This window comes from Pseudomonas sp. GW456-L12 (assembly GCF_059424045.1).
Map to the genome: position 1 here is coordinate 129026 of NZ_JBWKZA010000009.1, position 13551 is coordinate 142576.

The 13551-nt window shown below is 62.6% G+C and carries 11 protein-coding genes; 7 read left to right on the top strand and 4 right to left on the bottom strand.

Going from position 1 to position 13551, the window contains the following annotated elements; all coding sequences use genetic code 11:
* Positions 1–193: 193 nt before the first annotated feature.
* Positions 194–1060: a translation elongation factor Ts gene (gene tsf, locus AC07Y9_RS14355; RefSeq protein WP_007924077.1), complete on the bottom strand. Its 867-nt coding sequence runs from the start codon at positions 1058–1060 to the stop codon at positions 194–196.
* Positions 1061–1264: 204 nt separating this feature from the next.
* Complete coding sequence (gene rpsB, locus AC07Y9_RS14360) at positions 1265–2005, bottom strand: 30S ribosomal protein S2 (protein WP_007924078.1); 741 nt, start codon at positions 2003–2005, stop codon at positions 1265–1267.
* Positions 2006–2412: 407 nt separating this feature from the next.
* Here rpsB and map point away from each other — a divergent pair, with 407 nt between their 5' ends.
* From map to dapC, 3 genes are read left to right on the top strand one after another with little or no spacing between them, the layout of a single operon-like run.
* Positions 2413–3195, top strand: a complete 783-nt coding sequence (gene map / locus AC07Y9_RS14365) for a type I methionyl aminopeptidase (protein WP_009042382.1) — start codon at positions 2413–2415, stop codon at positions 3193–3195.
* 47 nt (positions 3196–3242) lie between these two features.
* Positions 3243–5945: a [protein-PII] uridylyltransferase gene (locus AC07Y9_RS14370; protein ID WP_087091379.1), complete on the top strand. Its 2703-nt coding sequence runs from the start codon at positions 3243–3245 to the stop codon at positions 5943–5945.
* A gap of 39 nt (positions 5946–5984) precedes the next feature.
* Positions 5985–7184, top strand: a complete 1200-nt coding sequence (gene dapC / locus AC07Y9_RS14375) for a succinyldiaminopimelate transaminase (RefSeq protein ID WP_102679261.1) — start codon at positions 5985–5987, stop codon at positions 7182–7184.
* A gap of 108 nt (positions 7185–7292) precedes the next feature.
* Here the strand turns inward: dapC and AC07Y9_RS14380 are convergent, their stop codons facing one another.
* A complete protein-coding gene (locus AC07Y9_RS14380; protein ID WP_102679262.1) occupies positions 7293–8939 on the bottom strand; it encodes a Na+/H+ antiporter in 1647 nt (548 codons plus the stop codon).
* A 280-nt stretch (positions 8940–9219) separates the two neighbouring features.
* Here AC07Y9_RS14380 and AC07Y9_RS14385 point away from each other — a divergent pair, with 280 nt between their 5' ends.
* The 4 genes from AC07Y9_RS14385 (at position 9220) to AC07Y9_RS14400 (ending at position 12350) form a co-directional block, all read left to right on the top strand.
* Positions 9220–9528, top strand: a complete 309-nt coding sequence (locus tag AC07Y9_RS14385) for an arsenate reductase (RefSeq protein WP_238437447.1) — start codon at positions 9220–9222, stop codon at positions 9526–9528.
* 34 nt (positions 9529–9562) lie between these two features.
* The gene (gene dapD, locus AC07Y9_RS14390) at positions 9563–10597 is read left to right on the top strand and encodes a 2,3,4,5-tetrahydropyridine-2,6-dicarboxylate N-succinyltransferase (protein WP_007924084.1); all 1035 of its coding nucleotides are present in this window, start codon (positions 9563–9565) and stop codon (positions 10595–10597) included.
* Between the two features lie 140 nt (positions 10598–10737).
* Positions 10738–11943, top strand: a complete 1206-nt coding sequence (locus AC07Y9_RS14395; protein ID WP_102679263.1) for an aminotransferase class V-fold PLP-dependent enzyme — start codon at positions 10738–10740, stop codon at positions 11941–11943.
* The gene (locus AC07Y9_RS14400; RefSeq protein WP_007924086.1) at positions 11940–12350 is read left to right on the top strand and encodes a SufE family protein; all 411 of its coding nucleotides are present in this window, start codon (positions 11940–11942) and stop codon (positions 12348–12350) included. Before AC07Y9_RS14395 ends, AC07Y9_RS14400 begins: the two co-directional genes overlap by 4 nt.
* A 146-nt stretch (positions 12351–12496) precedes the next feature.
* Here AC07Y9_RS14400 and tcdA read toward each other — a convergent pair whose 3' ends face one another.
* Positions 12497–13306: a tRNA cyclic N6-threonylcarbamoyladenosine(37) synthase TcdA gene (gene tcdA / locus AC07Y9_RS14405; RefSeq protein ID WP_009042375.1), complete on the bottom strand. Its 810-nt coding sequence runs from the start codon at positions 13304–13306 to the stop codon at positions 12497–12499.
* Positions 13307–13551 lie beyond the last annotated feature (245 nt).

Here is a 13551-nt window from a genome sequence, read left to right on the forward strand (position 1 = left end):
GGCGTATTTTAAAAATTCTCTGCAAGCTGTTTGCAGCCTGCGTTCACTCTAGCTTGACGCTGTCACAGCGCCATCAGAACACGACTTTGTAAACCGGTTCCGAAGGGCAACCCAATAAATTGGTTACCCCATTTGAAAAGAGGCTGCGCGCGTGAGCGGGCAGCCTCTTTCGGGCGACAGTTGAAAAACCGTCTTACTGTTGCTTGGCAGCAGCCAGTTGCGCGGCAACTTCTTCAGCGAAGTTGTCTTCTTTCTTCTCGATGCCTTCACCTACCGCGAAGCGGGTGAACGAAACGATTTCTGCGCCGCCTTTCTTGGCCAGGGCACCTACGGTGACTTCTGGATCCTTGACGAAAGCTTGCTCAACCAGGCTGGCTTCGGCCAGGAACTTGCTGATACGGCCACCGATCATTTTTTCAACGATTTCGGCTGGCTTGCCTTTCATCTTGTCTTCGTTCAGCTGCAGGAACACGGCTTTTTCGCGCTCGATGGCTTCAGCGGAAACTTGCGATGGCAGCAGGAACTCAGGGTTGCTTGCAGCCACGTGCATGGCGATGTCCTTGGCCAGTTCCACGGAACCGCCTTTCAGGACAACCGCAACACCGATCTTGTTACCGTGCAGGTAAGTACCGACCACGTCACCTTCAACGCGAGCCAGACGACGGATGTTGACGTTCTCGCCAGTCTTGCCAACCAGGACCAGACGATCGGCTTCTTGAGCTTCGATCAGCGGAGCTGCATCGGTCAGCTTGTCAGCGAAAGCTTTTTCGACGCTGGCAGCAACGAATGCCTTGAAATCGTCCTGCAGAGCCAGGAAGTCGGTCTGCGAGTTGACTTCCAGCAGAACGGCGGCTTTACCGTCGTCCTTGATGGCGATGGCGCCTTCAGCAGCGATGTTGCCTGCTTTCTTGGCAGCCTTGATGGCGCCCGAAGCGCGCATGTCATCAATGGCTTTCTCGATGTCGCCGCCAGCCTTGGTCAAGGCTTTCTTGCAGTCCATCATGCCTTCGCCGGTACGCTCGCGCAGTTCTTTAACCAACGCTGCAGTAATCTCTGCCATTTTCAAATTCCTCTTGGATAGGTTTTCAACCATTCCACCCGACTCAACGGGCGATCAATTCTTGAGCTGCGCTCTCGAAAACCCTTGATAGCCGCCACACATGACAAGAACTGCAGGGGCGCCATCGGTAAATGATTTCCGAGGTGGCAAAAAGGGGGCCTAGCCCCCTTTTTGCGTACTGAGTAAACGCTAAGCGTCAGTTACTCAGGCTTCAGCTGCCGGCGCTGGAGCGTCTTCAGCGAATACTTCGGTGCCGCCAGCAACGTTGTTGCGGCCACGGATCACGGCATCAGCCATCGAACCCATGTACAGCTGGATGGCGCGAATGGCGTCATCGTTACCTGGGATGATGTAGTCAACGCCTTCCGGGCTGCTGTTGGTATCGACAACGCCGATGACCGGGATGCCCAGCTTGTTGGCTTCGGTGATCGCGATGCGCTCGTGGTCAACGTCGATCACGAACAGTGCGTCAGGCAGACCGCCCATGTCCTTGATACCACCCAGGCTACGATCCAGCTTTTCCAGATCGCGAGTGCGCATCAGCGCCTCTTTCTTGGTCAGCTTGGCGAAGGTGCCGTCTTCCGACTGAACTTCCAGGTCACGCAGACGCTTGATGGAAGCACGGATGGTCTTGTAGTTGGTCAGCATGCCGCCCAACCAGCGGTGATCGACGTACGGCGAACCGCAACGTGCTGCTTCTTCAGCAACGATCTTGCCAGCGGAACGCTTGGTGCCGACGAACAGAATCTTGTTTTTGCCCTGGGCCAGACGCTCTACGAAAGTCAGAGCTTCGTTGAACATTGGCAGGGTTTTTTCAAGGTTGATGATGTGAATCTTGTTACGCGCGCCGAAAATGTACTTGCCCATTTTCGGATTCCAGTAACGGGTTTGGTGACCGAAGTGCACACCGGCCTTCAGCATATCGCGCATGTTGACTTGGGACATGATAGTTCCTTAATAAGTCGGGTTAGGCCTCCACGTATCCCAATGACCAACCAACAGCTTGTGCTGAGGGCACCCAGGTCATCGTGTCGACACGTGTGTGGGTTTAGGCTTTTCAGGGCATCCCCGGAAAGCGGCGCATTTTATACCACAAGAAGGGTAAAAACGGAACCCGGATTCTCATTTCCCCCGGAGGGCTTTTTTGCTCCCCCCTTGGAATCGGGCCAGAATGCTCCACTGTTATAGAAAGAAGCGACGCACAGAGCCTCAGATTTGCCCCGGGGCTCTGTTAGAATCGCACCTTTGAGGCTTTTGAAAGCGCGGCGACCCCACAGCGGGTTCAGCCTTCGATACACCGCTTTCAAGCCATTCCGTGTTTATCCGCGCCACTGAGCGTCAAGAGAGCCTGTATGACCGTCACCCTCAAAACTCCCGAGGACATCGCAAAAATGCGTGTCGCCGGCAAACTGGCCGCCGAAGTGCTGGAAATGATTGCCGAGCATGTCAAACCCGGCGTGACCACCGAAGAGCTGGACCGCATCTGCCACGACTACATCGTCAATGTGCAGCATGCGATTCCCGCGCCGTTGAATTACAAGGGTTTCCCCAAGTCCATCTGCACCTCGATCAACCACGTGGTGTGCCACGGCATCCCGAACGAGAAGCCGCTGAAGGATGGCGACACCCTGAACATCGACGTCACCGTCATCAAGGACGGCTACCACGGCGATACCAGCCGCATGTTCCACGTCGGCACCGTGCCGGTCTGGGCCGAGCGCCTGTCGCAGATCACCCAGGAATGCATGTACAAGGCCATCGAACTGGTCAAGCCGGGCTGCCGCCTGGGCGACATCGGCGAAGTCATCCAGAAACACGCTGAAAAGAACGGTTTCTCGGTGGTGCGCGAGTTCTGCGGCCACGGTATCGGCAAGGTGTTCCACGAAGAGCCGCAGATCCTGCACTACGGCCGCGCCGGCACCGGCATGGAACTGAAAGCCGGCATGACCTTCACCATCGAGCCGATGATCAACCAGGGCAAGGCCGACACCAAGGTGCTGGGCGACGGCTGGACTGCGATCACCAAGGACCGCAAGCTCTCCGCGCAGTGGGAGCACACCCTGCTGGTGACCGAGACCGGCTACGAGATCTTCACCCTGCGCAGCGATGACACCATCGCGCGCGTCTCGGCCTGATCCACACAGTCGCGCCCTGACCTATAGATAGAAAGGAAAGCCAATCGATGCCGCAGGTGGATCCCGAATTGTTCGACCGCGGCCAGTTCCAGGCGGAACTGGCCCTGAAGGCAAGCCCTATCGCTGCCTTCAAGAAAGCCATTCGCCAGGCACGCGAAGTGCTCGACGAGCGCTTTCGCAGCGGACGGGATATCCGCCGGCTCATCGAGGACCGCGCCTGGTTCGTCGATAACATCCTGCAAAAGGCCTGGGACCAGTTCGACTGGAGCGACGACGCCGACATTGCCCTGGTGGCGGTCGGCGGCTACGGTCGCGGCGAGCTGCACCCCTACTCCGACATCGACCTGCTGATCCTGCTGGACAGCGCCGACCACGAGATTTTCCGCGACTCCATCGAACGCTTCCTGACCCTGCTCTGGGACATCGGCCTGGAAGTCGGGCAAAGCGTGCGCTCGGTGGAGGAATGCGCCGAAGAGGCCCGCGCCGACCTGACGGTGGTTACCAACCTGATGGAAAGCCGCACCATCTGCGGCCCCGAACGCCTGCGCCAGCGCATGCTCGACGTCACCAGCACGGCGCACATGTGGCCGAGCAAGGACTTCTTCCTGGCCAAGCGCGCCGAACAGAAAGCCCGCCACCACAAGTACAACGACACCGAATACAACCTGGAACCCAACGTCAAAGGCTCGCCCGGCGGCCTGCGAGACATCCAGACCATCCTCTGGGTCGCCCGTCGCCAGTACGGCACGCTGAACCTGCGGGCCCTGGCCGGCGAAGGTTTCCTGGTGGAAAGCGAGAACGCGCTGCTGGCGTCGTCCCAGGAGTTCCTGTGGAAAGTCCGCTACGCCCTGCACATGCTCGCCGGGCGTGCCGAAGACCGCCTGCTGTTCGATCACCAGCGCTCGATCGCCAAGCTGCTGGGGTTCGAGGGCAACGATGCCAAGCAGGCCATCGAAAGCTTCATGCAGCAGTACTACCGGGTGGTGATGAGCATCGCCCAGCTCAGCGACCTGATCATCCAGCATTTCGAGGAAGTCATCCTCGCCCCGGAAGACGAAGCGCCGCCGCAGCCGATCAACTCGCGCTTCCAGCTGCACGACGGCTACATCGAGGCGATCAACGCCAACGTGTTCCGCCGTACGCCGTTCGCCATGCTGGAAATCTTCGTACTCATGGCCCAGCACCCGGAGATCAAGGGCGTACGCGCCGACACCATTCGCCTGCTGCGCGAAAATCGCCACCTGATCGACGACGATTTCCGCCACGACATTCGTAATACCAGCCTGTTCATCGAGCTGTTCAAGTGCGAGATCGGCATCCACCGCAACCTGCGGCGGATGAATCGCTACGGCATTCTCGGGCGTTATCTGCCGGAGTTCGGCCATATCGTCGGGCAGATGCAGCATGACCTGTTCCACATCTATACGGTCGACGCCCACACCCTGAACCTGATCAAACACCTGCGCAAACTGCAGTACACCCAGGTTTCGGAGAAATTCCCGCTGGCCAGCAAGCTCATGGCCAAGCTGCCCAAGCCCGAACTGATCTACCTCGCCGGGCTCTACCATGACATTGGCAAGGGCCGGCACGGTGACCACTCGGATATCGGCGCCGTGGACGCGGAAGCCTTCTGCATCCGCCACCAATTGCCACTGTGGGACACGCGCCTGATCGTCTGGCTGGTGCAGAACCATCTGGTGATGTCGACCACCGCCCAGCGCAAGGACCTGTCCGACCCGCAGGTCATCCATGACTTCGCCCAGGTCGTGGTCGACCAGACCCGCCTGGACTATCTCTACGTGCTGACGGTTTCCGACATCAACGCGACCAACCCGACGCTGTGGAACTCATGGCGCGCCAGCCTGTTGCGCCAGCTCTACACCGAGACCAAGCGCGCCCTGCGCCGCGGCCTGGAAAACCCGGTGGACCGCGAAGAGCAGATCCGCCAGACGCAAAGCGCGGCCCTGGACATTCTGGTCCGCGCCGGCACCGACCCGGACGACGTCGAGCAGCTCTGGGCGCAACTGGGTGACGACTACTTCCTGCGCCACACCGCCGGCGATGTGGCCTGGCACAGCGATGCGATCCTCCAGCAGCCGGCCGACGGCGGCCCTCTGGTGCTGATCAAGGAAACCACCCAGCGCGAATTCGAGGGTGGCACGCAGATCTTCATCTACGCCCCGGACCAGCACGATTTCTTCGCCGTGACCGTGGCCGCGATGGACCAGTTGAACCTGAACATCCATGACGCCCGGATCATCACCTCGAGCAGCCAGTTCACCCTCGACACCTATATCGTGCTCGACAATGACGGCGGCTCGATCGGCAACAACCCGCAACGCGTCAAACAGATCCGCGATGGCCTTACCGAGGCCCTGCGCAATCCTGACGACTACCCGACCATCATCCAGCGTCGAGTACCGCGTCAGCTCAAGCACTTCGCCTTCCCGCCGCAAGTGACTATCCACAACGACGCCCAGCGCCCGGTCACCGTGCTCGAACTGAGCGCTCCCGATCGCCCCGGCCTGCTGGCGCGCATCGGCAAGATCTTCCTGGAGTTCGACCTGTCGCTGCAAAACGCCAAGATCGCCACCCTGGGCGAGCGCGTGGAAGACGTGTTTTTCATTACCGACGCGCATAACCAGCAACTGTCCGATCCCCAGCTGTGCAGCCGACTGCAGGACGCCATCGTCGAACAGCTGAGCGTCAGCCACGAACCGCCTACCGCCTTGACGCGCCTGAGCTTCTGACCACGCGCCACGACCCGCTTTGAGTGAGACACCGCCCCGATGAACAACGCTCTGAACCAGCTGCAGCCCTACCCGTTCGAAAAACTCCGCGCCCTGCTCGGCGGCGTCCAGCCCAACCCGGCCAAGCGCCCTATCGCGCTGTCCATCGGCGAACCCAAGCACCGCTCGCCGAGCTTTGTCGCCGAGGCCCTGGCCAATAACCTCGACCAGATGGCCGTGTATCCGACGACCCTGGGGCTTCCAGCCCTGCGCGAAGCCATCGCCAGCTGGTGCGAACGGCGTTTTGGCGTGCCCGACGGCTGGATCGACCCGGCACGCAATGTGCTGCCGGTCAACGGCACCCGCGAGGCGCTGTTCGCCTTCACCCAGACTGTGGTCAACCGTGGCGACGACGCGCTGGTGGTCAGCCCGAACCCCTTCTATCAGATCTACGAAGGCGCGGCCTTCCTCGCCGGCGCCAAGCCGCACTACCTGCCGTGCCTGGATGAAAACGGCTTCAATCCGGACTTCGACGCGGTACCGGCCGAGATCTGGCAGCGTTGCCAGATCCTGTTCCTGTGCTCGCCGGGCAACCCGACCGGCGCGCTGATCCCGATCGAAACCCTGAAGAAACTCATCGCCCTGGCCGACCAGTACGATTTCGTGATCGCCGCCGACGAGTGCTACAGCGAGCTGTACTTCGACGAGCAGACCCCGCCACCCGGCCTGCTCAGCGCCTGCGCCGATCTGGGACGCCAGGACTTCAAGCGTTGCGTGGTGTTCCACAGCCTGTCCAAGCGCTCCAACCTGCCGGGCCTGCGCTCCGGCTTCGTCGCCGGCGACGCCGAGATCCTCAAGGGCTTCCTGCTGTACCGCACCTACCATGGCTGCGCCATGCCGGTTCAGACCCAGCTGGCCAGCATCGCCGCCTGGAACGACGAAGTGCATGTGCGCGCCAACCGCGCGCTGTATCGCGAGAAGTTCGATGCGGTGCTGGAGATCCTGGCGCCGGTACTCGACGTGCAGCGCCCGGACGGCAGCTTCTACCTGTGGCCGAACGTGGCGGGCGACGACACGGCGTTCTGCCGCGACCTGTACGAACAGGAACATGTGACCGTGGTGCCAGGCTCCTACCTGTCACGCGACGTCAACGGCAGCAACCCGGGAGCCGGTCGGGTGCGCATGGCCCTGGTGGCGCCATTGGCCGAATGCGTGGAAGCCGCCGAGCGGATCCGCGATTTCGTTCAGCGCCGTAAGTAACCCTCCCGTAGGAGCGAGGCTTGCCCGCGATAGAAACGACGCCGTACAACTGATACACCGCGTTATCGTTCATCGCGAGCAAGCTTCGCTCCTACAAGAAGACAGACGTTATTTCACCTGCCCCAGATTGGCCTCGCTGAGGTCCAGCTCGCCCAATACCTCGCGCAACACGTCGTCGCCGATCTGGTGCTGGCGGCTCAACCGATACAACTCCAGCCGCTGCGCCCGCAGCGCCTTCAAACGCAATTTGCGCTCCAGCAAATCCATCTGAAACGCCAGCGCCTGGGCTTCGGCGGAATCGTTGAACACCTCCAGCTGATGGCGATACTCCGACATCAGCCGCCCCTTGAGCTCGGTGGCCAGCGCCGCCTGGGCCGCATCCGGCGAGCTGACCCCATCGGCCACTTCTTCAGCCTCCAGGGCATGGATCGCCGCCTCGGCGGTTTTGCGCCAGGCGTCACGCACTTCGGCATGCCGCTTCTCGTCAGGACTCTTCTGGATGCCCCGCAGTAACAGCGGCAAGGCGATACAGGCGGCCACCAGCGACAACAGGATCACCCCGGCGGCAATGAAGATCAGCAGGTCGCGCTCGGGAAATGCCTCGCCCGCTCCCAGCAACAGCGGCACCGACATGACGCCCGCCAGGGTCACCGCCCCGCGTACCCCGCCCACCGTCAGCAACCAGCAGGAACGCGCGGTCGGCACCAGGGTCAGTTCGCCCTTGCCACGCCAGCGGCGCAACAGGCCGGACAGGCGCCAGATGCTTTGCACCCAGATGAACCGCAGCACCAGCAATACCAGGAAGATCGCTCCCACATCCAGGCAGCGATAGAACAGGGTCGGCCACAAGGTGGTTTCGTGGCTGACCACGGCCTTGATGATGTCCGGCAGTTGCAGGCCCAACAGCAGAAAGATCAGGCCGTTGAAGGCGAACTCCAGCAACGACCAGACGCTGCGGTTGAGCAAGCGCGTGCTGGTCTGCCGGGGCAACAGATCGAGCCAGCTCTGCATCATCCCCGCCGCCACCGCCGAGAGGATGCCCGAGGCTCCCAGGCGCTCGGCCAGCACGTAGGCGGCGAACGGCAGCAACAGCATGAACACCACATGGGTCGCCGGGTCGTCCCAGCCGCGGGCGATCATCCAGGCTCGCAAGCGCCCCACCAGCCAGCTCAGGGCCACGCCAACCGCCAGGCCGCCGACGGCCACCAGGACAAACGTCAGGCTGGCATTGGCCAGGGAAAACACCCCGGTCACGGCCGCCGCCAGGGCGAACTTGAAGGTTACCAGGCCGGAGGCGTCGTTCATCAGTGCCTCGCCCTGCAGCATGTGCATCAAGGGCGTCGGCAGGCGGTTCTGGGAAATCGCCGAGACCGCCACGGCGTCGGTCGGCGACAAGACAGCCGCGAGGGCGAAGGCGACCGGCAAGGGAATGGTCGGCAGCAACCAGTGAATGAAATAACCGGCCCCCACCACGGTGAACAGCACCAGGCCCACGGCCAGGGTCAGGATCGGCCCGCGCAGACGCCACAGCTCGCGCTTGGGCATGCGCCAGCCATCGGAGAACAGCAGCGGTGGCAGGAATAGAAACAGAAACAATTCCGGGTCCAGGGCCACGTGCAGCCCCAGAGTGGGCCAGGCCAGCAAGGCCCCGGCGGCGATCTGCAGCAGCGGCAACGGCAACGGAATCATCCGTCCGACCAGCCGCGAGAGACTCACCAGCATCAGCAGGATAAGGACGGTATAAGCGGTTTGCATAAAGCGGTTTTCCCAATCGATCAGCAGCGGACTTCAGGCAACAGGTTACCGTCGAAGTGCCATATTAGCCGCTTAAGCTGGGGCCTCGCCGCTGCACAAAAGTCGCAAGCGGCCCATGCTGCTGTCACACAAAGCTACAAAGCCGGGCCTTCGCCGACGCCGAACCGGCGCGGGCATGGCATAATCCGTGACCTTTAACTCCAGCATCTCAAAAGGGGGCAATTCCTTGACCGCTTCAAGCAAAACGTTGCACCTTTTCGGCATCAAAGCCTGCGACACCATGAAAAAGGCGCGCACCTGGCTCGATGAACACGCTGTCAGCTATGACTTCCATGACTACAAAGCGGCCGGAATCGACCGCGAACACCTGGCCCAGTGGTGCAACGAGCACGGCTGGCAGGTGGTGCTGAACCGTGCGGGCACGACCTTTCGCAAACTCGACGACGAACGCAAAGCCGATCTCGACCAGGCGAAAGCGATCGAACTGATGCTCGCGCAACCCTCGATGATCAAGCGCCCGGTGCTCGATCTCGGCGACCGAACCCTGATTGGCTTCAAGCCCGATATCTACGCGGCAGAAATCAAATAACGCCTGCCCGCTCAATTTTGTAAGAGGTAACAGCATGTCCACTACCCTGTTCAGCCTGGCCTTTGGTGTCGGCACTCAAAACCGTCAAGGCGCGTGGCTGGAAGTGTTTTACGCCGCGCCCCTGCTCAAGCCGTCCGCGGAAATCGTTGCCGCCATCGCCCCGGTGCTGGGTTACAGCGAAGGCAACCAGGCCATCACCTTCACCACCACCCAGGCCGCAGAGCTGGCCGACGCCCTGAAAAGCATCGACGCCACCCAGGCCGCGCTGCTGACCCGCCTGGCCGAGAGCCACAAGCCGCTGGTCGCCACCCTGCTGGCCGAAGACGCCCAGTTGACCTCCACCCCGGAGGCCTACCTGAAGCTGCACCTGCTGTCCCACCGCCTGGTCAAGCCGCACGGCCTGAACCTGGCCGGGATCTTCCCGCTGCTGCCGAACGTGGCCTGGACCAACCAGGGCGCGGTCGACCTCGGCGAACTGGCCGAGCGCCAACTGGAAGCCCGCCTGCGTGGCGAGCTGCTGGAAGTGTTCTCAGTGGACAAGTTCCCGAAAATGACCGACTACGTGGTACCGGCTGGCGTGCGTATCGCTGACGCCGCGCGTATCCGCCTGGGCGCCTATGTGGGCGAAGGCACCACCGTGATGCACGAAGGTTTCGTCAACTTCAACGCCGGCACCGAAGGCCCGGGCATGATCGAAGGCCGGGTGTCTGCTGGCGTGTTCGTCGGCAAGGGTTCGGACCTGGGCGGCGGTTGCTCGACCATGGGCACCCTGTCGGGCGGCGGCAATATCGTGATCAAGGTCGGCGAAGGCTGCCTGATCGGCGCCAACGCCGGTATCGGTATCCCGCTGGGCGACCGCAACACCGTGGAATCGGGCCTGTACGTGACCGCCGGGACCAAGGTGGCGCTGCTGGACGAGAACAACCAACTGGTCAAGGTGGTCAAGGCCCGCGAGCTGGCCGGCCAGCCTGACCTGCTGTTCCGTCGCAATTCGGAAACCGGTGCCGTGGAGTGCAAGACCCACAAATCGGCCATCGAACTGAACGCAGCGCTGCACGCTCACAACTAAGCGTCACGCACCTCTACCGGTAGGAGCGAGGCTGGCCCGCAAAGCTTTGGGCTGCCTCGAGGCCCCCTTGGCGGGCAGCCTCGCTCCTACCGGTTACAGGTCCGGCGTATACCCGCCCATGTTCACCAGGGCCCGATAGCATGATGATTCCTTCTCCCTGGCGTGCCGACTTCCCGGCCATCGCCGCCCTGCAACGGCAGGACCAGACCTACCTGGACAACGCCGCCACCACGCAAAAACCCCAAGCCCTGCTGGACGCCCTGGCGCACTACTACGCCAATGGCGCGGCCAATGTGCATCGCGCGCAGCACCTGCCCGGCGCTCACGCCACCCAGGCGTTCGAGAACAGCCGGCACAAGGTGGCGCAGTGGCTGAACAGCGGTGACAGCGGGCAGATCATCTTTACCCACGGCGCGACCTCTGCGCTGAACCTCCTGGCCTATGGCCTGGAACACCAATTCAACCCGGGCGACGAAATCGTCATCAGCGCCCTGGAGCATCACGCCAACCTGCTGCCCTGGCAGCAACTGGCGCACCGTCGCGGCCTCAACCTGGTGGTCCTGCCGCTGGACAACGACGGCCTGATCGATCTCGACGCCGCGGCACGCCTGATCGGCCCGCGCACCCGGCTGCTGGCCGTCAGCCAGCTGTCCAACGTGCTCGGTGCCTGGCAACCCCTGCCGCAGCTGCTGGCCCTGGCCAAGGCGCACGCCGCCCTGACCGTGGTCGACGGCGCCCAGGGCGTGGTCCACGGCCGCCACGATGTGCAGGCGCTGGGCTGCGATTTCTATGTGTTCTCCAGCCACAAGCTCTATGGCCCGGACGGTGTCGGCGTGCTGTACGGGCGCACCGAGGCGCTGCAAGGCCTGCGTCACTGGCAGTTTGGTGGCGAGATGGTCCAGCAGGCCGAATACCAGCACGCCAGCTTCCGCCCCGCCCCGCTGGGTTTCGAAGCCGGTACGCCGCCGATCGCCAGCGTGATTGGCCTGGGCGCGACCCTGGATTACCTCAGCGGCCTCGACCAGGACGCCGTCAGCGCCCATGAAGCCGCGCTGCACGACTACCTGCTGCACGGCCTGCTGGCCCGCAAAGGCCTGCGCCTGCTGGGCAAGCCGCAGCTGGCGCTGGTCAGCTTCGTGGTCGATGGCGTGCACAACGCCGACCTGGCTCACCTGCTGACCGAACAGGGCATCGCCGTGCGCGCCGGGCATCACTGCGCCATGCCACTGCTGAAAAGCTTCGGCCTGGCCGGTGCGACCCGCGTATCCCTGGCGCTGTACAACGACTCCGAGGACCTGGAACGCTTCTTCGAGGCCCTCGATCAGGCGCTGGAGCTGTTGCGATGAGCCTGCCCGCCGAGGCCCTGGCGGCCCTCGACAGCTTTCAGGGCGCTCCCGGTTGGGAACAGCGCGCACGCTTGCTGATGCAATGGGGCGAACGCCTGGCACCGCTGAGCGACGCCGACAAGGTCGAGGCCAATCGGGTGCATGGCTGTGAAAGCCAGGTCTGGCTGGTGGGCACCTTGCAGGACGGTCACTGGCAGTTCGCCGCCAGCAGCGATGCGCGCCTGATCCGTGGCCTGGTGGCCCTGCTGCTGGCGCGGGTCAACGGCTTGTCCGCCGAGGAACTGCAACGGGTGGACTTGCCGGACTGGTTCAATCAGCTGGGCCTGTCGCGCCAGTTGTCGCCGTCGCGCAGCAATGGGTTGAACGCGGTATTGCAGCGGATGCGCGAGCTGGCTGGCAACTACTGATCCAATCGCGATCTACCCGACCCGAATCTCTGTAGCCGCTGCCGCAGGCTGCGATAAGGCCCGAAGGGGGCTTCCGGGGGCCTCAAGAGCACGTCTCCTGCGGAGCCGATCGCAGCCTGCGGCAGCGGCTACAGGAATCTATTGCGTCAGATGGGTTTGACTCTGTCCGCCGGGCGCCGCACGCCAGCCACCAGCTTGTCCACCGCCTTGGTCGCCGCGACCATGCCGAAGGTCGCGGTGACCATCATCACCGCGCCAAAACCGCCGGCGCAGTCGAGCTTCACGCCATCGCCGACAAAGCTCTTCTGCAGGCAGATGCTGCCGTCCGGTTTCGGGTAGCGCAGCTGCTCGGTGGAAAACACGCAAGGCACGCTGTAGTGACGGGTCACGGTGCGGGAAAACCCATAGTCGCGCCGCAGGGTCGAACGCACTTTCGAGGCCAGCGGGTCGTTGAAGGTACGGTTCAGGTCGCAGACCTGGATCAGCGTCGGGTCGATCTGCCCGCCCGCGCCGCCGGTGGTGATGATCTGGATCTTGCGCCGTTTGCACCAGGCGATCAGCGCCGCCTTGGCGTTGACGCTGTCGATGCAGTCGATCACGCAATCGATGTTCGGCGTGATGTATTCGGCCATGGTCTCGCGGGTGACGAAGTCCGCCACCGCATGCACGGTGCAGGCCGGATTGATCCCGCGCAGGCGCTCGGCCATGACCTCGACCTTGGCCTTGCCGACCGTGCTGTCGAGGGCGTGCAGCTGCCGATTGCTGTTGCTGACGCAGACGTCGTCCAGGTCGAACAGCGAGATCTCGCCCACTCCGCAACGGGCAATGGCTTCCGCCGCCCAGGAGCCGACCCCGCCGACCCCGACGATCGCCACATGGGCGGCGCGCAAGCGTTCCAGGCCCTCGATGCCATACAACCGGGCGACGCCAGCAAACCGCGGATCTTCTGTACTCATGACCATTACCCCAAAAACCGGCGCGCATTATAGGGCCGATGTCCGTCAAGAGCATCTTTGCCCTATGAATGGCAGTCGGGGCTGCTTTAATGAGGGAACAATCTGAAAATTTCGTCGCCGAGAACTTAAATCGAGTTGGATTGCCCAACCTGCGGCTTTCCCCTGTGCGCTGTACGCTCAGTCGAAGGCCAGTGTAGGATGCGCGCCGCTTGGCGCATGCCGACCGTTCCCCCGTTCCACACCCT

Coding starts and splice junctions, on each gene's coding strand:
- dapC (WP_102679261.1), top strand. CDS start 5,985: ATGAACAACGCTCTGAACCAGCTGCAGCCCTACCCGTTCGAAAAACTC.
- AC07Y9_RS14395 (WP_102679263.1), top strand. CDS start 10,738: ATGATGATTCCTTCTCCCTGGCGTGCCGACTTCCCGGCCATCGCCGCC.
- AC07Y9_RS14385 (WP_238437447.1), top strand. CDS start 9,220: ATGAAAAAGGCGCGCACCTGGCTCGATGAACACGCTGTCAGCTATGAC.
- dapD (WP_007924084.1), top strand. CDS start 9,563: ATGTCCACTACCCTGTTCAGCCTGGCCTTTGGTGTCGGCACTCAAAAC.
- map (WP_009042382.1), top strand. CDS start 2,413: ATGACCGTCACCCTCAAAACTCCCGAGGACATCGCAAAAATGCGTGTC.
- tsf (WP_007924077.1), bottom strand. CDS start 1,060: ATGGCAGAGATTACTGCAGCGTTGGTTAAAGAACTGCGCGAGCGTACC.
- AC07Y9_RS14400 (WP_007924086.1), top strand. CDS start 11,940: ATGAGCCTGCCCGCCGAGGCCCTGGCGGCCCTCGACAGCTTTCAGGGC.
- tcdA (WP_009042375.1), bottom strand. CDS start 13,306: ATGAGTACAGAAGATCCGCGGTTTGCTGGCGTCGCCCGGTTGTATGGC.
- rpsB (WP_007924078.1), bottom strand. CDS start 2,005: ATGTCCCAAGTCAACATGCGCGATATGCTGAAGGCCGGTGTGCACTTC.
- AC07Y9_RS14370 (WP_087091379.1), top strand. CDS start 3,243: ATGCCGCAGGTGGATCCCGAATTGTTCGACCGCGGCCAGTTCCAGGCG.
- AC07Y9_RS14380 (WP_102679262.1), bottom strand. CDS start 8,939: ATGCAAACCGCTTATACCGTCCTTATCCTGCTGATGCTGGTGAGTCTC.